We start from the raw sequence: 18175 nt of genomic DNA, 5'->3' as shown, positions 1-18175 counted from the left end.
ACTTTATTCTTATTAGAAGCAAATATAAATAGACCTTAGCTTAAATCTAATATTATTCAATAAAAATATGTCTTTGTTGACAATTCACTAATCCAAGCCAAGGTTGGATGATTACGAATTCAAAACTCATAAAAAAGGCGATGTTAAAACATCACCTTTTTAGTATTCAATTATCTTTGATCAATTGGTTTAAAATCTCTATGATTTTCACCTATATATATTTGTCTTGGTCTACCAATTGGTTCTTTTCTAAGTCTCATCTCTCTCCATTGAGCAATCCAGCCTGGTAATCTACCAACCGCAAACATTACGGTAAACATTTCTGTTGGTATACCTAATGCTCTGTAAATTATACCGGAATAGAAATCAACATTTGGATATAATTTTCTACTTACAAAGTATTCATCGTTTAAGGCTACATCAGCCAATCCTTTGGCAATATCTAGTACAGGATCTTCTATTCCTAGATCACCTAATACTTCCTCTGCTGCTGTTTTGATAATCTTTGCTCTAGGATCAAAGTTCTTATAAACTCGATGTCCGAATCCCATTAACCTAAACGGATCGTTCTTGTCTTTTGCTTTTGCTATATATTTTGCGGTATCTCCTCCATCTGCTTTAATAGCTTCTAACATTTCAATTACCGCTTGGTTTGCACCTCCATGAAGTGGTCCCCATAATGCTGAAATACCAGCAGAAAGCGATGCAAATAAACCAGCGTGAGAAGATCCAACTATCCGCACCGTAGAGGTAGAGCAGTTTTGTTCGTGATCTGCGTGTAAGATTAATAGTTTATCTAAAGCATCATATACGATCTGATTAGCCTCATAGCCTTTATTCGGTTTAGACAGCATCATCTTATGGAAATTCTCTACATACCCTAAAGAATCATCACCATAGTCCAAGGGTAACCCTTTAATTTTTCTCATCGTCCACGCCGCTAAGACTGGGAATTTAGCCATAATTTTAACGATGGCTTTGTACATTGCTTCCTCAGAACTAACGTCAACAGATGATGGATTGAACGCTATCAACGCACTAGTCAAAGAAGACAATACACCCATTGGATGAGCGGTCTTTGGAAAACCATCAAGGATCTTTTTCATGTCCTCATCTACCTCTGACTGCTCCTTGATATCATTATTAAATTTATCCAATTGCGCTTTGGTTGGTAATTCACCAAAAATAAGTAGATAGGCTACCTCTAAAAAGTCTGCCTTTTCCGCTAACTCTTCAATAGAATATCCTCGGTATCTCAAGATTCCTTTCTCTCCATCAAGAAAAGTTATAGCACTCTCACAACTTCCTGTATTTTTATAACCTGGATCAATTGTAATTATACCACCGGAATCGCTTCGTAATGTTTTAATATCAATTCCGTATTCATCTTCTGTTCCCTTAATAACCGGAAACTCATATTTTTTACCGTCTATTTCTAACGTTGCTGTTTTTGACATATCTATTTATAGAGTTTTTACTATTTTTAAAAGGTCTGCTAAATTAAGAAATATACTGTTAATATATTATTAATCACGATGCCAATTTTATTGGAAAAGTGAATTTTATAGCATAAATGACAAAAAAAAGAGAGTTACTCCTAACTCTCTTTATCAAACTGTAAAATTTTGGTTATTTTTTTACCTTGAAGGCACTTTCTTGGGGGTAATAGGCCACTGAACCTAATTCCTCTTCGATTCGCAATAATTGGTTATATTTTGCCATACGGTCACTACGAGAAGCAGATCCTGTTTTAATTTGACCTGTATTTAAAGCCACTGCTAAATCAGCAATCGTATTATCTTCAGTTTCGCCAGAGCGATGAGACATCACAGAAGTATAACCTGCATTATGTGCCATGTTTACTGCTGCTATGGTTTCTGTCAATGTTCCGATCTGATTTACTTTAATCAAAATAGAATTGGCGATAGAATTTTTGATTCCTCTTGATAACCGCTCCACGTTAGTTACAAATAGATCATCTCCTACTAACTGAACTGTTTTACCGATTTTATCTGTTAAATATTTCCAACCATCCCAATCATTTTCATCCATTCCATCTTCAATGGAAATAATAGGATATTTTGAAGCTAACTCTGCAAGATAATCGGCTTGCTCTTCGCTAGTTCTTACTTTACCCTGATCTCCTTCAAACTTTGAATAGTCATAGGCTCCATTTACATAAAACTCAGCTGCGGCGCAATCTAAGGCCACCATGATTTCTTCACCAAATTTATAGCCTGCATTTTTAACGGCTAAAGCTATAGAATCCAAGGCATCCTCTGTACCGTTTAAGGTAGGTGCAAAACCTCCTTCATCACCCACAGCGGTGCTTAATCCTCTATCGTGTAATACTTTTTTGAGATGGTGAAAAATCTCTGTTCCCATCTGCATGGCTTGCGAAAAGTTTTTTGCCTTTACAGGCATCACCATAAACTCCTGAAAAGCTATAGGAGCATCACTATGTGAACCTCCATTAATAATATTCATCATTGGTACCGGTAGGGTATTGGCACTTACTCCACCTACATAACGATACAAAGGCATATTTAATTCATTTGCAGCAGCTTTTGCGACAGCTAAGGATACTCCTAATATTGCATTAGCTCCCAACTTAGATTTATTTGGTGTTCCATCTAATTCGATCATGGTTTGATCTATTAAGTTTTGATCAAACACAGAATATCCTAAAAGCTCTTCAGCTATAGCAGTATTAACATTATCTACTGCTTTAGAAACGCCTTTACCCATAAAACTAGAACCCCCATCTCTTAACTCTACAGCCTCATGTTCCCCTGTTGAGGCGCCTGAAGGTACTGCGGCTCGTCCTAACACTCCATTATCTGTTATTACATCTACTTCTACAGTTGGGTTACCCCTAGAATCCAAGATTTGTCTTGCGTGAATATTAATAATTACACTCATGTTTTTTATTTTTTGTTGGATAATTTAATTCTATGCAATATACAAAACGCTAAAATTTTAACGCCCTTGAAAAACCCTTAATTTATTTATGATTTAATAGAAAAAAGCAAGATTTATAAACTATAACGTTATAGGAAGAGCACCTCGTTAAAAGTGCTCTTGCCTATTCGTTGTTTACCTATAATTCGTATGCTAAAATAACTCCTATACTGATACCTTTGCAGCACTCATATTGTCAATAAACTGATCAAATAGGTACACTGCATCATTTGGCCCTGGGCCAGCTTCTGGGTGGTATTGTACAGAAAAGCAATTTTTATTTTTCATCTTAATACCCATCACGGTATCATCATTTAAATGTAGGTGAGTCATTTCTAATTCTGGATTCTCTTCTGTTTCTTCTCGGTTAATAGAGAAACCGTGGTTTTGCGATGTAATTTCTCCTTTACCAGTAATTAAGTTCTTTACAGGGTGGTTTATTCCTCTATGCCCGTGATGCATTTTGAAAGTACTAATACCATTAGCTAGAGCAATAATTTGATGACCTAGACAAATCCCAAACAGCGGTAAATCTTTTGCGATGATCTCTTTAGCGGTATCGATCACTTGTTTTAAAGGTTCTGGATCCCCTGGCCCGTTTGATAAGAAATATCCATCAGGATTCCATTCGCTCATTTCTTCAAATGATGCATCATAAGGAAACACTTTTACATACACATCTCGTTTTGCCAAATTTCTTAAAATGTTCTTTTTAATCCCTAGATCTAAGGCTGACACTTTATATTTTGCTTCTGGATTACCAAAAAAGTAAGGTTCTTTTGTTGACACCTTAGAGGCGAGTTCAAGTCCGTTCATATCCGGCACTGCTGCAAGATCTTTTTTCAATTTATCAATATCATCAATCTCAGTAGAGATTAAGGCATTCATTGCACCATTTTCTCTAATATAACTTACCAATGCTCTGGTATCTACATCTGAAATAGCGAGTAAGTTATTTTTTTCAAGAAAAGTTTCTAGGGATCCCTCCGCGTTTTCTCTTGAATAAACGTAACTAAAGTTTTTAACGATAAGACCGGCAATTTTAATAGAATCCGATTCAACTTCATCCTCATTTGTTCCGTAGTTACCAATATGTGCATTCGTTGTTACCATCAACTGACCATAGTAAGAAGGGTCCGTGAAAATCTCCTGGTATCCTGTCATACCAGTGTTAAAACACACTTCTCCAAATGCTGTTCCTTCTTTTCCTACAGCCTTACCATAAAAAATAGTACCGTCCGCCAGTAATACAATTGCTTTTTTTCGAGATTGATATTTCATAACCGTGTATAATTTAATGCTTCTATAAAGGTAGAAACAAAACCTTTCAATGTATGTATTAATTAAAAAAAAAGGATAAACGATGAACGCTTATCCTTTTTTAAATATGTGTAATTCACATTTTATCATTTATTCCTCTTCTTCAGATTTAGAAGTCTCTGCTTTTGACGCTTCTGGTTTAGCATCATCAGACTTTTTTCTTCTTCCTCTTCGTGTTGACTTCTTCTTAGCAGGCTTACCAGCGTTATAGATTTCATTGAAATCAACTAATTCGATCATCGCCATATCAGCATTATCTCCTAATCGATTTCCTAATTTAATAATTCTGGTATATCCTCCTGGACGATCACCTACCTTTTGTGCTACATCACCAAACAACTCACTAACCGCATACTTGTTTCTAAGTTTGCTAAACACTATTCTTCTATTGTGTGTAGAAGCTGCAGTGGTATCATTGTTTTCTGTTTTAGCTTTAGTAACTAATGGCTCTACAAACTGCTTTAAAGCTTTTGCTTTAGCTACCGTTGTATTAATTCGCTTATGCTCAATTAAAGAACAAGCCATGTTAGCTAACATCGCCTTGCGATGTGCTGTTTTTCTACCTAGGTGATTTACTTTTTTTCCGTGTCTCATGACATTTCTAGTTTAATCGACATCTTGCCTCTACTCTTTATGAGGAGCAAACTATGCCGTATTAGTCTTTATCTAATTTGTATTTTGATAAGTCCATACCAAAGTTTAAACCTTTAACGTTTACAAGCTCTTCAAGCTCAGTTAAAGACTTTTTACCAAAGTTACGGAACTTCATCAGGTCATTTTTATTGTAAGATACAAGATCTCCTAACGTATCTACCTCTGCTGCTTTTAAGCAGTTTAAGGCACGTACAGAAAGATCCATATCGATCAATTTAGTTTTAAGCAACTGTCTCATATGTAAAGACTCTTCATCATATGTTTCAGTTTGCGCTATCTCATCCGCTTCAAGTGTAATTCTTTCGTCAGAGAATAACATAAAGTGGTGGATCAATATTTTAGCCGCTTCTGTTAATGCATCTTTAGGATGAATTGAACCATCTGTTACGATCTCAAAAACTAATTTTTCGTAGTCTGTTTTTTGCTCTACACGATAGTTTTCTATGCTATATTTTACATTTTTGATCGGTGTATAGATAGAATCTGTAAATATAGTACCGATTGGAGCATTCGCTTTTTTATTTTCTTCAGCAGGAACGTAACCTCTACCCTTTTCGATTGTAATCTCTAAGTTTAAGGCCACCTTTTTATCCATATTACAGATTACTAAATCTGGATTTAGTACCTGAAAACCTGAAATAAATTTTTGAAAATCTCCAGCAGTAAGCTGCTCCTGTCCTGATATCGAAATAGTTACTGACTCATTATCTACATCTTCGATTTGTCTTTTAAATCGAACTTGTTTTAGATTTAAGATAATTTCAGTAACATCTTCTACGACACCAGATATTGTAGAAAACTCGTGATCCACTCCTTCAATACGTAATGAAGTAATAGCGAATCCCTCTAAAGAAGATAGCAAAACTCTTCGCAAAGCGTTACCAACTGTTAATCCATATCCAGGCTCTAATGGTCTAAATTCAAATTTACCATCGAACTCTGTGGAGTCGATCATGATAACTTTATCGGGCTTCTGAAAATTTAATATTGCCATGTTGTTGTTTCTTCTAAGAGTTATTATTTAGAGTATAATTCGACAATGAATTGCTCATTGATATTTTCCGGAATTTGCACTCTTGCCGGAACTGATACAAAAGTACCTTCTTTTGTATCCTTGTTAAAAGTTATCCACTCGTATACATTGCTACTTGCATCTAATGCATTTTCGATAACCTCTAATGACTTTGATTTTTCTCTTACCCCTACAACATCACCTGCTTTTAACTGGTAAGATGGTATGTTTACCAATTCACCGTTTACTGTGACGTGTCTATGAGATACTAACTGTCTTGCTCCTCTTCTGGAGTTTGAAAGTCCCATTCTGTAAACTACGTTGTCTAATCTAGACTCACATAATTGAAGTAAAACCTCACCAGTAATTCCCTGAGCTCTTGTTGCTCTATCGAAAAGGTTACGGAACTGACGCTCTAGTATACCATAGGTATATTTAGCTTTTTGCTTTTCCATTAACTGGATAGCGTATTCACTCTTTTTTCCTCTCCTTCTGTTGTTTCCGTGTTGACCAGGAGGGTAATTTCTTTTTTCGAAAGACTTATCGTCTCCGAAAATCGCTTCTCCAAACTTACGAGCGATTTTTGTCTTTGGACCAGTATATCTTGCCATTTCTTTAAATTAAATTGTAGAGGTGATTATGAATTAAGGTCACTTTCCTTCGATAATCGTTAACCCTCTGTTATTAGATTACTTTAGATATTAAAAGATCCCGAACGTGAGATCCGGGATATATTTTATTATACTCTACGTCTTTTAGGAGGACGACATCCATTATGTGGTAATGGAGTTACATCGATAATTTCTGTAACCTCAATACCTGCATTGTGAATTGTTCTAATTGCTGACTCTCTTCCATTACCAGGTCCTTTTACGTAAACTTTTACTTTTTTAAGACCTGCTTCTGAAGCCACTGCAGCAGCATCCTCAGCAGCTAATTGTGCAGCATACGGAGTGTTCTTTTTAGAACCTCTGAATCCCATTTTACCAGCTGAAGACCAAGATATAACATCTCCTTTTTTATTCGTTAACGAAATAATAATGTTGTTAAAAGAAGCGGTTACGTGTGCTTCTCCTACTGACTCAACAATTACTTTACGTTTTTTTGAAGTTGACTTTGCCATACTACTTATTATTTAGTTGCTTTTTTCTTGTTAGCAACTGTTTTTCTTCTTCCTTTACGTGTCCTAGAGTTGTTCTTAGTACGTTGACCTCTTAATGGTAATCCAGCTCTGTGACGAATACCTCTGTAACATCCAATATCCATTAGACGCTTGATACTCAATGAAACTTCAGAACGTAATTCACCTTCTATAGTGAATTCTCCTACAGCTTCACGAATTTTACCGATCTGATCATCATCCCAATCAGATACTTTAATGTCTTCGTCTACTTTAGCAGTTGCTAAAATATCTTTAGCTCTACTCTTTCCAATTCCGAAGATATAGGTCAATGCTATAACTCCACGTTTATTTTTAGGTATATCTACCCCTGCAATTCTAGCCATAATTACCCTTGTCTTTGTTTAAATCTAGGATTCTTTTTATTAATTACGTAAAGTCGGCCTTTTCGACGCACAATTTTGCACTCGGCACTTCTCTTTTTTATTGATGCTCTTACTTTCATCTTTCTATTTTTTTTACCCTTTGGATAAATCCTCCAGGAAGAATCGATAACAAGTTTTTTTCAGCCTGCAAAAGTAAGAAAAAAATCTTAATTATCTAATTATTCTGTGATTAGTATCTATACGTTATACGAGCCTTGGTTAAATCATAAGGACTCATTTCTAATTTTACCTTGTCTCCAGGTAGTAATTTGATATAATGCATTCGCATTTTCCCTGAGATGTGTGCCGTTACAACGTGCCCATTTTCAAGTTCTACACGAAACATTGCATTGGATAATGCTTCAATAATACTACCATCTTGTTCTATTGCTGGTTGTTTTGCCATTATGCTACTGCTTTTCTGTTTTTACCAGTTTTCATTAGTCCATCGTAATGTCTATTCAACAAGTAAGAATTTACTTGCTGCATGGTATCTATTGCAACTCCTACCATAATCAACAACGACGTTCCGCCAAAGAACAGTGCCCATCCTTGCTGTACACTTAATAACTTTACTGCTATAGCAGGAAAAATTGCTATAACCGCTAAGAATACAGAACCGGGTAAGGTAATTTGTGACATAATCCTATCTAGATATTCTGCTGTCTCAGAACCTGGTCTAATGCCCGGAATGAAACCACCGCTTCTTTTAAGGTCATCTGCCATTTTATTGGTTGGTACTGTAATTGCTGTATAAAAGTATGTAAATACAATTATGAGTAATGCAAATACTAAATTATACCAAAATCCAAATATATCACTAAATGCTGCTGTAACACCTTGGGCTGTTTCTGACTCGGACATCTGCCCGGAAACAAGCCCTGGAATAAACATAATTGCTTGTGCAAAAATGATTGGCATTACCCCTGATGCATTTAATTTTAAGGGTATATACTGACGTGATCCCTGAACATTTTTCTCATATCCGCCAGAAGCACTTCGTCTTGCGTACTGCACTGGCACTTGTCTCACCGCCATTACTAGCAACACAGAAGCTAAAATGATCACAAACCAAATTACCAATTCAATAAGTACCATAATTAGGCCACCACCTTCTGATCCAGATGTTCTTGAAATAAAATTCTGAACAAAAGACTGCGGTAAAGTAGCGATGATACCCACCATAATTAATAAGGAAATACCATTTCCGATTCCTTTATCCGTAATCTTTTCTCCTAACCACATGGCAAAAATACACCCTGTTGTTAAAATAATTACGGAAGATACAACAAATAAGGTTGTTATACCACCACCTTCTCCAAGCACGAATGCCTCAGAAGGTAAGGTGCTACCAAGGTTATATATATAACCAGGTCCTTGTACTAAGGTAATCGCTATGGTAAGCCATCTTGTAATTTGATTTATTTTTCTTCTACCACTTTCACCCTCTTTTTGTAGTTTTTGTAAATAAGGAATTGCAATTCCCATTAACTGTACCACAATAGAAGCCGAGATATATGGCATAATTCCTAATGCAAATACCGAAGCGTTAGCAAAGGCACCACCTGTAAAAGCGTTTAGTAAACCTAATAAACCGTCTTGAGTTTGTGTACCCAGATTAGCCAGCTGTGCTGCATCTACTCCTGGTAAAACCACCTGAGCTCCAAAACGATATACTAAGAGCAGTCCTAGTGTTACCAGGATTCTGTTCTTTAGCTCTTCTATTTTCCAAACGTTTTTTATTGTATCAATAAATTTCATAAGAAATGATATTATATGGTTACTGCTTCACCACCGGCTGCTTCGATAGCTGCTTTTGCGGTAGCTGTAAATTTGTGAGCGGAAACTTTTAATTTTGCCTTTAACTCACCTCTTCCCAGTATTTTTACCAAATCATTCTTTCCTGCAAGACGAGTAGCAGTTATAACGCCTAAATCTACGGTATCTTTAATTTTACCTTCGTCAACTAATCGCTGAAGGGTATCTAAATTAATACCTTGATATTCCTTTCTGTTTCTGTTGTTGAAACCAAACTTTGGCACACGTCTTTGTAGTGGCATTTGACCACCTTCGAAACCAATTTTCTTAGAATATCCAGAACGAGATTTAGCTCCTTTGTGTCCTCTGGTAGCAGTTCCACCTTTACCGGAACCCTGACCACGACCTACTCGCTTACCGTTATTTTTTACTGAACCTGCAGCAGGTTTTAAGTTACTTAAATCCATGTGCTTATATTATTTTGTTTCTACCGAAACTAAATGTTTAACTTTATTTACCATTCCAAGGATATTAGGAGTATCATCATGCTCCACAACCTGGCCGATCTTCTTTAAACCAAGAGCTTCTAATGTTCTCTTTTGGCTCTGAGTACGATTGATCGCACTTTTTACTTTTTTTACTTTAATCTTTGCCATCGTTCCTAATATTTTATCCTTTAAACACTTTCTCTAGTGAAATACCACGTTGAGCAGCTACCTGCTCTGCACTACGTAATTGTAATAATGCATCAAACGTTGCTTTCACGACATTGTGTGGGTTAGACGATCCTTGATTTTTCGATAATACATCGTGTACACCTACTGATTCTAGTACGGCACGTATAGCTCCACCAGCGATTACCCCGGTACCCGTTGCAGCTGGCATTAATAATACTCTAGCTCCACCGTATTTACCTTTTTGCTCGTGTGGGATAGTACCCTTGTGCAATGGTATTCTTACTAAATTTTTCTTAGCATCTTCTACCGCTTTAGCGATCGCTTCAGATACTTCTTTAGATTTACCTAATCCGTGTCCTACGACTCCGTTTTCATCCCCTACAACTACAATTGCAGAAAATCCGAATGCTCGACCACCTTTAGTTACTTTGGTTACACGTTGTACCCCAACTAAACGATCTTTAAGCTCTAGTCCACTTGGTTTTACTAATTCTGCGTTTTTATATTTTTGATACATAATTTCTTAGAATTTTAGTCCTGCTTCTCTAGCTCCTTCAGCTAATGATTTTACTCTTCCGTGATACAAATATCCTCCTCTATCGAAAGATACTGTTTCAACACCAGCTTTTTTAGCTTTTTCAGCAAGTGATTTACCAACCAAGTTTGCTATTTCAACTTTATTTCCAGATGCTGAAGCAATGTCTTTGTCTCTTGAAGAAGCAGCTGCCATGGTTTTACCTGACACATCATCTATAAGTTGTGCATAGATTTCATTATTGCTTCTATAAACAGACAATCTAGGACGTTGTTCTGTACCGCTTACTCTACCGCGGATACGCTTTCTTATTTTTAATCTTCTTGATTCTTTTGAGAATGCCATGTCGTTTCTTATTATGCAGACTTACCTGCTTTTCTTCTTAATTGTTCTCCTACGAATTTAATTCCTTTTCCTTTGTAAGGTTCTGGTTTACGGAAGCCTCTAATCTTAGCGGCTACCTGACCTACTAACTGCTTATCGTGCGAAGTTAGTTTTACGATAGGGTTCTTTCCTTTTTCTGATATAGTCTCTACCTTAACTTCTGGAGCAAGATCGATTACTATATTATGAGAAAAACCTAGTGCTAAATCAAGTTTTTGTCCTTGATTAGTAGCTCTATATCCTACCCCTACAAGCTCTAATTGTTTCGTAAATCCTTCAGAAACACCAAGTACCATATTTTGGATCAACGCTCTATACAATCCGTGTTTAGCTTTATGATCTTTGGCTTCGCTTGGTCTTTCAACAATTACCTGGCCTTCTTCAACTTTGACGTCAACATCGTCAATAGTTTGCGTAAGTTCTCCTAATTTTCCTTTAACAGTAACAACATTACCTTTCACTTCTACAGTGACACCAGACGGAATAGTTACTGGATTTTTTCCTATTCTTGACATTTCTTTTGTCTTTTAATACTGTTAATAAACGTAACAAAGTACTTCTCCACCTACATTCTCTTGTTGGGCTTTCTTACCCGTCATTACACCGTGAGAAGTAGATACAATCGCTACACCTAATCCGTTAAGTATTCTTGGGATTTCATTAGCTCCCGCATACTTACGTAGACCTGGCTTACTGATTCTTTGTAAGTCTTTAATCACAGGCTCTTTAGTCATCTTATCGTATTTTAATGCGATCTTGATCGTTCCTTGAGCTGTGTTATCTTCAAATTTATAACTTAAAATATATCCTTGATCGAATAATATTTTAGTGATCTCTTTTTTAACTTTAGAAGCTGGAATTTCAACAACTCTATGCTTAGCGCTGTTGGCGTTTCTTATTCTTGTTAAAAAATCTGCAATAGGATCTGTATTCATTCTTATGTATTTATGATATTGGTTTTCGGCTTTGTTGAAAGACCGAACCTTATATCAATTAATTTAATTTTTTTTACCAGCTAGCTTTTGTCACTCCCGGAATTAATCCATTGTTTGCCATTTCTCTAAACATAACACGGGAGATACCAAATTGTCTCATATAACCTTTTGGTCTTCCGGTTAGTTTACATCTATTGTGCTTACGGATAGGAGACGCATTTTTTGGTAATTTTTGTAGCGCTTCATAATCGCCAGCTTCTTTTAAAGCTTTGCGCTTCTCAGCATACTTTTCTACCATTTTAGCTCTCTTAACCTCACGGGCTTTCATTGATTCCTTAGCCATATTTTAATTCTTTTTAAAAGGTAAACCTAATTCTGTTAACAACGATTTTGCTTCTTTATCAGTGTTAGCAGAAGTTTCAAAAGTAATATTCATTCCTGAAATTTTATTTACTTTATCGATATCTATTTCTGGGAAAATAATTTGTTCAGTAATTCCCATAGAATAGTTACCTCTACCATCAAAACCTGTTGCTTTGATTCCATTAAAATCTCTTACACGTGGTAATGCTGAAGTAATTAAACGGTCTAAAAATTCGTACATTCTCTCTCCTCTAAGGGTAACTTTAGCTCCGATAGGCATTCCCTTACGAAGTTTAAATGTTGCCACATCCTTTTTAGAGATGGTTGGTACAGCTTTTTGACCTGTAATTTTAGTCAACTCATCTACCGCGTGATCAATAAGTTTTTTATCAGCTACAGCAGCACCGATACCTCTACTAAGAACAATTTTCTTAAGTTTTGGTACTTGCATTGTGTTTTCGTAGCTATATTCTTCTGTAAGAGCAGAAATTACTCTTTCTTTATACTCTTGTTTTAATCTTGGGATATAAGCCATAACTATATTACTTCATTAGATTTTTTAGAAAATCTTACTTTCTTATCTCCTTCCATTCGATATCCAACTCTTGTTGTCTCACCTTTAGCGGTAAGCAATGCTAAGTTAGAGATATGAATAGGCGCTTCTTGTTTAACGATTCCTCCTTGAGGACTAGTAGCACTAGGCTTCTTATGCTTAGACACCATATTGATACCCTCAACAATCGCTTTGTTAGTATCTTTCAATACCTTGATTACCTTACCTTCTTGACCTTTATTGTCACCGGCAATAACCTTTACGGTATCTCCTGATTTTATTTTTAGCTTTGTCATTGTATACGATTTTAAAGCACTTCTGGCGCTAGTGAAACAATCTTCATGAATTGCTTATCACGAAGCTCTCTTGCTACAGGACCAAATACACGTGTTCCTCTCATTTCTCCGGTTGCGTTCAATAGAACACAAGCGTTATCATCGAAACGAATGTAAGAACCATCCGGTCTGCGCACTTCTTTCTTAGTACGAACTACAACTGCAGTAGATACTGCTCCTTTTTTAACGTTTCCGTTTGGAGTAGCTTCTTTTACACTGACAACTATTTTGTCACCTACAGAGGCGTATCTTCTTCCTGTACCACCTAAAACACGGATCACTAATACTTCTTTAGCTCCGGTATTATCGGCTACTTTTAATCTAGATTCTTGTTGTACCATAATTACTTCGCTCTTTCAATTACTTCAACTAATCTCCAGCACTTGGTTTTACTCATAGGTCTTGTTTCCATGATCTTTACAGTATCACCAATATTGCAGTCGTTTTTCTCGTCGTGTGCAACGTATTTTTTCGTTTTTAACACGAACTTTCCGTACATCGGGTGTTTTACTCGTTTAACTTCAGAAACCACAATAGATTTCTGCATTTTATTACTGGTAACTACACCTATACGTTCTTTTCTTAAGTTTCTTTTTTCCATCTTTCAGCAGAATTAACCGTTTAATTCTCTTTTTGTCAGCTCAGTGGCCATTCTCGCTATAGATCGTCTTACTTTACGTAATTGTAAAGGATTTTCTAATGGAGACATAGCATGCGCCATTCTTAAATCTGAATACGCTTTTCTTGCTTTACTAAGTTCTTCTTGTAATTCAGCTGTAGATATTTCTTTTACTTCTGATTGCTTCATAATTTCTTTGAATTTAAGCTTGATAATCTCTAGCTACGATAAACTTAGTTTTTACAGGTAGTTTTTGAGCAGCTAAACGTAAAGCTTCTCTTGCAATGTCTAAAGAGACACCTCCTATTTCAAATAAGATTCTACCCGGTTTTACTACCGCTGCCCAGTATTCCACATTACCTTTACCTTTACCCATACGTACTTCAAGAGGCTTTTTAGTGATCGGCTTGTCTGGGAAAATTTTAATCCACAGAGATCCCTCTCTTTTCATATAACGAGTAGCGGCAATACGTGCTGCTTCTATCTGTCTAGCAGTAACAAAATTTGATTCTAGCGATTTGATTCCGAAAGTCCCGTTAGAAAGTTGATGCCCTCTTTGAGAGATCCCTTTCATACGTCCTTTTTGTTGCTTACGGAATTTTGTTCTTTTAGGCTGTAACATTGTTCTTTACTTTAAAAAAATTACTTTCTACGACGTGATTTCTTATCACCTCTACCTGCTTTGTCGCCTTTCCCTTGTTTCTTAGAAAGACCTACTAAAGGAGAAAGCTCTCTTTTACCATATACTTCGCCTTTCATGATCCATACTTTAACACCTAATCTACCATAAGTAGTGTGTGCTTCAACTAAAGCATAATCGATGTCAGCTCTAAATGTTGATAAAGGAATTCTACCTTCTTTGTAAGACTCTGAACGTGCCATTTCAGCACCGTTAAGACGTCCTGAGATCTGAATTTTGATACCTTCTGCATTCATTCTCATTGCAGCTGCAATAGCCATTTTAATTGCTCTTCTGTAAGAAATACGATTTTCTATCTGACGAGCAACACTTGAAGCTACAAGATGTGCATCTAGTTCTGGTCTTTTGATCTCAAAAATATTGATCTGAACTTCCTTATCTGTAATCTTTTTAAGCTCTTCTTTTAACTTGTCTACCTCCTGACCGCCTTTTCCGATAATAATACCAGGTCTTGCGGTGGTGATAGTAACGGTTACAAGTTTAAGCGTACGCTCAATGATTACTCTCGATACACTAGCTTTAGATAAACGAGCGTGTACGTACTTTCTAATCTTATCGTCTTCGGCAAGCTTATCACCGTAGTCATTACCTCCGTACCAGTTAGATTCCCATCCTCTGATAATACCAAGGCGATTTCCGATTGGATTTGTCTTCTGTCCCATACTGTCTATATTAGCTTTGTGTATTATTGTTTGCTCCTAATACGATTGTAACGTGGTTAGAGCGTTTTCTAATTCTATGTGCTCGACCTTGTGGTGCAGGACGAAGTCTTTTTAACATACTTCCTCCATCAACACGGATCTCCTTAATAAATAAATCAGCATCTTCAATGCTAGCGTCTTCATTTTTCGCCTGCCAGTTTGCAATTGCAGAAAGCAACAGTTTTTCTAAACGACGTGCTGCTTCTTTTTGGCTAAATCTAAGAATATGAAGCGCTCTTTCAATTTTTTGACCACGTACCAAGTCAGCAACTAAACGCATTTTTCTTGGTGACGTAGGGCAGTTATTAAGCTTAGCAAAAGCAACTTGCTTTTTCTCTTCCTTAATTCTTTCTGCCATTTCTCTTTTACGAACTCCCATAGCTTAAATTATTTTTTACCTTTATTTTTAGCACCAGCGTGTCCTCTAAACGAACGGGTTGGCGAAAATTCTCCTAATTTATGACCTACCATATTCTCTGTTACATAAACAGGTACGAATTGGCGACCATTGTGAACTGCAATTGTTTGCCCTACAAAGTCAGGAGTAATCATAGAAGCTCTTGACCATGTTTTGATAACAGTCTTTTTATTTGCCTCTACATTAGCAGCTACTTTTCTCTCTAACTTATAGTGAACGTAAGGTCCTTTCTTTAATGAACGTGCCATATCTTATTATTTCTTTCTACGTTCTACAATATACTTATTACTCGATTTTGTCTTAGAACGGGTTCTATAACCTTTAGCAGGCAACCCTTTTCTAGAACGTGGATGACCTCCAGAAGAACGTCCTTCACCACCACCCATTGGGTGATCCACCGGGTTCATTGCTACCGGTCTTGTTCTTGGACGACGACCCAGCCATCTTGTTCTACCAGCTTTACCACCAACTATTAACTGATGATCACTGTTAGATACAGCTCCTATAGTAGCCATACAAGTTGCTAGAATCATTCTTACTTCACCTGAAGGTAACTTCACTGTTGCAAACTTTCCATCGCGTGCCATTAACTGAGCAAAAGACCCAGCACTACGCGCCATTACAGCACCCTGACCCGGACGAAGTTCTATACAAGATATGATTGTTCCTAGAGGAATATCGCTTAATGGCATTGCATTACCGATCTCAGGAGCAACATTGCTTCCTGATACGATATTTTGACCTACTTGCAAACCGTTTTGAGCGATAACATAACGCTTCTCACCATCCTGGTAATTAACAAGCGCTATAAAAGCAGTTCTGTTTGGATCGTATTCGATACTTGCAACAGTTGCAGGAACACCCTGCTTGTCGCGTTTGAAATCGATAATACGATATCTCTTTTTGTGACCTCCACCTACGTAGCGTATGGTCATCTTACCTTGACTGTTTCTACCACCAGTTCTTTTTTTCGGAGCTAATAAACTTTTCTCCGGCTTATCAGTAGTTATTGCGTCAAATCCATTAACTACTCTAAAACGCTGACCTGGGGTAATTGGTTTTAATTTTCTTACTGACATCTTCTAGTCTTAAAGATTACTATATAAATCAATTACTTCACCTTCCGCCACCTGTACAATTGCTTTTTTATAAGCAGCTGTTTTACCAGTGACCATACCAGTTTTGGTATAGCGAACCTTGCGATCCGGACGGACATTTATTGTGCGAACTTTTTCAACAGATACACCATAAGTAGCCTCAACAGCTTTCTTAATTTCTACCTTATTCGCATTTTTCTTTACTACAAAAGCATAGCGATTTAACAATTCACTATCACTTGTAGCTTTTTCCGTAATAATAGGTTTTACTAAGATACTCATGACGATTATTTACTTAAATTCGTTTCTATTCCTTTCAAAGAACCTTCCAGAAGCACTACCTTGTTTGCGTTAAGTATTTTGTAAGTACTTAAATCTGAGGAAGTTACAACTTCTGAATCTTTTAAATTACGAGACGACAAATATACATTTTTATTTGACTCTCCCAACACAAACAAAGATTTTTTACCTTCAAGTCCCAATGCCTTAACTACTTCCACAAAATTCTTTGTCTTAATAGTATCGAAATTAAAGTCCTCAATAACGGTAATAGCCTTGTCATTTGCTTTAATACTTAAAGCAGATTTACGTGCTAACCTCTTTAGGTTTTTATTTAATTTAAAAGCGTAATTTCTTGGTCTAGGACCAAAAATTCTACCTCCACCTTTAAAGATAGGTGACTTAATACTACCTGCTCTGGCAGTACCGGTTCCTTTTTGCTTTTTTATCTTTCTTGTACTACCTACAATCTCTGCTCTTTCTTTAGACTTGTGCGTACCTTGACGTTGGTTCGCCAAATACTGCTTAACATCTAAGTAAACAGCATGATTGTTTGGCTCTATACCGAAAACATCAGTAGACAAGCTTACTTCTCTACCGGTTTCTTTTCCTTTGATATCAACTACTGCTACTTTCATTACTTCTGAATAGTTACGTAAGCGTTTTTGTGCCCAGGAACACATCCCTTAACCACAAGTAGATTCTTTTCAGGCACTACCTTTAACACTCTTAGATTTTCAACTTTTACTTTATCTCCTCCCATACGGCCGGCCATTCGCATTCCTTTGAATACCCTTGCTGGATAAGAAGCTGCTCCAATAGAACCAGGTGCTCTTAAACGGTTATGTTGACCGTGAGTAGCTTGTCCTACTCCACCAAAACCGTGTCTTTTAACAACTCCTTGGAATCCTTTTCCTTTAGAGACTCCGGATACATCTACAAACTCACCTTCAGTGAAGTGCTCAACTGTAATTGTATCACCTAACTTGTACTCCTCCTCAAAACCTTTGAATTCGATTACTTGACGTTTTGCAGCAGTACCAGCTTTCTTAAAGTGACCTAACTCAGCTTTAGTAGCGTTTTTGTCTGCTTTGTCATCGAAACCTAACTGTACAGCGTCATAGCCATCAGTTTCATTGGTTCTGACTTGGGTAACGATACATGGGCCAGCTTCGATTACTGTACATGGAATGTTCTTTCCATTTTCGTCGAAAATGCTGGTCATACCGATCTTTTTTCCTATTAACCCAGACATATTTATTAATTATTTAAATTTATTCTCTTTTTAACAACTCATTTCTTTGCAAAAAAATAGGGTCAAAACACCTT

31 protein-coding genes are annotated in these 18175 nt (G+C 36.6%); all 31 read right to left on the bottom strand.

Going from position 1 to position 18175, the window contains the following annotated elements:
* Nucleotides 1-170 precede the first annotated feature (170 nt).
* The 31 genes from EV197_RS05835 to rplC all read right to left on the bottom strand — a co-directional run bounded on the left by EV197_RS05835 (nucleotide 171) and on the right by rplC (nucleotide 18101).
* Nucleotides 171-1457 (bottom strand): citrate synthase, encoded by a 1287-nt coding sequence (locus EV197_RS05835; protein ID WP_130285786.1) that lies wholly within the window; start codon nucleotides 1455-1457, stop codon nucleotides 171-173.
* Between the two features lie 172 nt (nucleotides 1458-1629).
* The gene (eno, locus tag EV197_RS05830) at nucleotides 1630-2922 is read right to left on the bottom strand and encodes a phosphopyruvate hydratase (protein WP_130285785.1); all 1293 of its coding nucleotides are present in this window, start codon (nucleotides 2920-2922) and stop codon (nucleotides 1630-1632) included.
* A gap of 204 nt (nucleotides 2923-3126) precedes the next feature.
* A complete protein-coding gene (carA, locus tag EV197_RS05825) occupies nucleotides 3127-4242 on the bottom strand; it encodes a glutamine-hydrolyzing carbamoyl-phosphate synthase small subunit (RefSeq protein ID WP_130285784.1) in 1116 nt (371 codons plus the stop codon).
* 129 nt (nucleotides 4243-4371) lie between these two features.
* On the bottom strand, nucleotides 4372-4875 hold the full coding sequence (rplQ, locus tag EV197_RS05820) for a 50S ribosomal protein L17 (protein WP_130285783.1): 504 nt from the start codon (nucleotides 4873-4875) through the stop codon (nucleotides 4372-4374).
* 61 nt (nucleotides 4876-4936) lie between these two features.
* Nucleotides 4937-5929, bottom strand: coding sequence for a DNA-directed RNA polymerase subunit alpha (locus EV197_RS05815; protein ID WP_130285782.1), 993 nt, complete (start codon nucleotides 5927-5929; stop codon nucleotides 4937-4939).
* Nucleotides 5930-5952: 23 nt separating this feature from the next.
* On the bottom strand, nucleotides 5953-6558 hold the full coding sequence (gene rpsD, locus EV197_RS05810) for a 30S ribosomal protein S4 (protein WP_130285781.1): 606 nt from the start codon (nucleotides 6556-6558) through the stop codon (nucleotides 5953-5955).
* 128 nt (nucleotides 6559-6686) lie between these two features.
* Nucleotides 6687-7070 (bottom strand): 30S ribosomal protein S11, encoded by a 384-nt coding sequence (rpsK, locus tag EV197_RS05805; protein WP_130285780.1) that lies wholly within the window; start codon nucleotides 7068-7070, stop codon nucleotides 6687-6689.
* An 8-nt stretch (nucleotides 7071-7078) separates the two neighbouring features.
* Nucleotides 7079-7453 (bottom strand): 30S ribosomal protein S13, encoded by a 375-nt coding sequence (rpsM, locus tag EV197_RS05800; protein ID WP_130285779.1) that lies wholly within the window; start codon nucleotides 7451-7453, stop codon nucleotides 7079-7081.
* A 2-nt stretch (nucleotides 7454-7455) separates the two neighbouring features.
* Nucleotides 7456-7572 carry a type B 50S ribosomal protein L36 gene (gene ykgO, locus EV197_RS05795; protein WP_013621733.1) on the bottom strand — a complete coding sequence of 39 codons (117 nt, stop codon included), beginning with the start codon at nucleotides 7570-7572 and terminating at the stop codon, nucleotides 7456-7458.
* Between the two features lie 110 nt (nucleotides 7573-7682).
* Complete coding sequence (gene infA / locus EV197_RS05790; RefSeq protein ID WP_008613577.1) at nucleotides 7683-7898, bottom strand: translation initiation factor IF-1; 216 nt, start codon at nucleotides 7896-7898, stop codon at nucleotides 7683-7685.
* Nucleotides 7898-9253, bottom strand: coding sequence for a preprotein translocase subunit SecY (secY, locus tag EV197_RS05785; RefSeq protein ID WP_130285778.1), 1356 nt, complete (start codon nucleotides 9251-9253; stop codon nucleotides 7898-7900). Before secY ends, infA begins: the two co-directional genes overlap by 1 nt.
* A gap of 11 nt (nucleotides 9254-9264) precedes the next feature.
* Nucleotides 9265-9717: a 50S ribosomal protein L15 gene (rplO, locus tag EV197_RS05780; RefSeq protein WP_130285777.1), complete on the bottom strand. Its 453-nt coding sequence runs from the start codon at nucleotides 9715-9717 to the stop codon at nucleotides 9265-9267.
* A gap of 9 nt (nucleotides 9718-9726) precedes the next feature.
* On the bottom strand, nucleotides 9727-9906 hold the full coding sequence (gene rpmD, locus EV197_RS05775) for a 50S ribosomal protein L30 (RefSeq protein ID WP_130285776.1): 180 nt from the start codon (nucleotides 9904-9906) through the stop codon (nucleotides 9727-9729).
* A 13-nt stretch (nucleotides 9907-9919) separates the two neighbouring features.
* Nucleotides 9920-10444, bottom strand: a complete 525-nt coding sequence (gene rpsE, locus EV197_RS05770) for a 30S ribosomal protein S5 (protein ID WP_130285775.1) — start codon at nucleotides 10442-10444, stop codon at nucleotides 9920-9922.
* 6 nt (nucleotides 10445-10450) lie between these two features.
* A complete protein-coding gene (rplR, locus tag EV197_RS05765) occupies nucleotides 10451-10807 on the bottom strand; it encodes a 50S ribosomal protein L18 (RefSeq protein ID WP_130285774.1) in 357 nt (118 codons plus the stop codon).
* Between the two features lie 11 nt (nucleotides 10808-10818).
* Nucleotides 10819-11361 (bottom strand): 50S ribosomal protein L6, encoded by a 543-nt coding sequence (gene rplF, locus EV197_RS05760; RefSeq protein WP_130285773.1) that lies wholly within the window; start codon nucleotides 11359-11361, stop codon nucleotides 10819-10821.
* A gap of 21 nt (nucleotides 11362-11382) precedes the next feature.
* Nucleotides 11383-11781: a 30S ribosomal protein S8 gene (rpsH, locus tag EV197_RS05755; RefSeq protein ID WP_130285772.1), complete on the bottom strand. Its 399-nt coding sequence runs from the start codon at nucleotides 11779-11781 to the stop codon at nucleotides 11383-11385.
* 73 nt (nucleotides 11782-11854) lie between these two features.
* Entirely contained in the window at nucleotides 11855-12124 is a 270-nt protein-coding gene (rpsN, locus tag EV197_RS05750) for a 30S ribosomal protein S14 (RefSeq protein ID WP_130285771.1), read from the bottom strand.
* A 3-nt stretch (nucleotides 12125-12127) separates the two neighbouring features.
* Nucleotides 12128-12679 carry a 50S ribosomal protein L5 gene (rplE, locus tag EV197_RS05745; RefSeq protein ID WP_130285770.1) on the bottom strand — a complete coding sequence of 184 codons (552 nt, stop codon included), beginning with the start codon at nucleotides 12677-12679 and terminating at the stop codon, nucleotides 12128-12130.
* A gap of 2 nt (nucleotides 12680-12681) precedes the next feature.
* Nucleotides 12682-12993: a 50S ribosomal protein L24 gene (gene rplX / locus EV197_RS05740; protein ID WP_130285769.1), complete on the bottom strand. Its 312-nt coding sequence runs from the start codon at nucleotides 12991-12993 to the stop codon at nucleotides 12682-12684.
* 11 nt (nucleotides 12994-13004) lie between these two features.
* Nucleotides 13005-13373, bottom strand: coding sequence for a 50S ribosomal protein L14 (gene rplN / locus EV197_RS05735; protein WP_130285768.1), 369 nt, complete (start codon nucleotides 13371-13373; stop codon nucleotides 13005-13007).
* Between the two features lie 2 nt (nucleotides 13374-13375).
* Nucleotides 13376-13633, bottom strand: coding sequence for a 30S ribosomal protein S17 (gene rpsQ, locus EV197_RS05730; protein ID WP_130285767.1), 258 nt, complete (start codon nucleotides 13631-13633; stop codon nucleotides 13376-13378).
* A 12-nt stretch (nucleotides 13634-13645) separates the two neighbouring features.
* The gene (rpmC, locus tag EV197_RS05725; protein WP_130285766.1) at nucleotides 13646-13840 is read right to left on the bottom strand and encodes a 50S ribosomal protein L29; all 195 of its coding nucleotides are present in this window, start codon (nucleotides 13838-13840) and stop codon (nucleotides 13646-13648) included.
* A 13-nt stretch (nucleotides 13841-13853) separates the two neighbouring features.
* Entirely contained in the window at nucleotides 13854-14273 is a 420-nt protein-coding gene (gene rplP, locus EV197_RS05720; RefSeq protein ID WP_130285765.1) for a 50S ribosomal protein L16, read from the bottom strand.
* 20 nt (nucleotides 14274-14293) lie between these two features.
* Nucleotides 14294-15013, bottom strand: coding sequence for a 30S ribosomal protein S3 (gene rpsC / locus EV197_RS05715; RefSeq protein WP_130285764.1), 720 nt, complete (start codon nucleotides 15011-15013; stop codon nucleotides 14294-14296).
* A 10-nt stretch (nucleotides 15014-15023) separates the two neighbouring features.
* Entirely contained in the window at nucleotides 15024-15431 is a 408-nt protein-coding gene (rplV, locus tag EV197_RS05710; protein ID WP_130285763.1) for a 50S ribosomal protein L22, read from the bottom strand.
* A gap of 8 nt (nucleotides 15432-15439) precedes the next feature.
* On the bottom strand, nucleotides 15440-15718 hold the full coding sequence (gene rpsS, locus EV197_RS05705; RefSeq protein ID WP_013869040.1) for a 30S ribosomal protein S19: 279 nt from the start codon (nucleotides 15716-15718) through the stop codon (nucleotides 15440-15442).
* Nucleotides 15719-15724: 6 nt separating this feature from the next.
* On the bottom strand, nucleotides 15725-16549 hold the full coding sequence (gene rplB, locus EV197_RS05700) for a 50S ribosomal protein L2 (RefSeq protein ID WP_130285762.1): 825 nt from the start codon (nucleotides 16547-16549) through the stop codon (nucleotides 15725-15727).
* 9 nt (nucleotides 16550-16558) lie between these two features.
* Nucleotides 16559-16849: a 50S ribosomal protein L23 gene (rplW, locus tag EV197_RS05695; RefSeq protein ID WP_130285761.1), complete on the bottom strand. Its 291-nt coding sequence runs from the start codon at nucleotides 16847-16849 to the stop codon at nucleotides 16559-16561.
* Nucleotides 16850-16854: 5 nt separating this feature from the next.
* Complete coding sequence (rplD, locus tag EV197_RS05690; RefSeq protein WP_130285760.1) at nucleotides 16855-17484, bottom strand: 50S ribosomal protein L4; 630 nt, start codon at nucleotides 17482-17484, stop codon at nucleotides 16855-16857.
* Entirely contained in the window at nucleotides 17484-18101 is a 618-nt protein-coding gene (gene rplC / locus EV197_RS05685; protein ID WP_130285759.1) for a 50S ribosomal protein L3, read from the bottom strand. The genes rplD and rplC overlap by 1 nt, the downstream gene beginning before the upstream one ends.
* Nucleotides 18102-18175: the final 74 nt, after the last annotated feature.

The sequence above is a fragment of the Aquimarina brevivitae genome, assembly GCF_004216895.1.
GTDB classification, from domain to species: domain Bacteria; phylum Bacteroidota; class Bacteroidia; order Flavobacteriales; family Flavobacteriaceae; genus Aquimarina; species Aquimarina brevivitae.
Note: the sequence above shows the minus strand (reverse complement) of the source record. Positions and strands in the feature narration are given on the sequence as shown.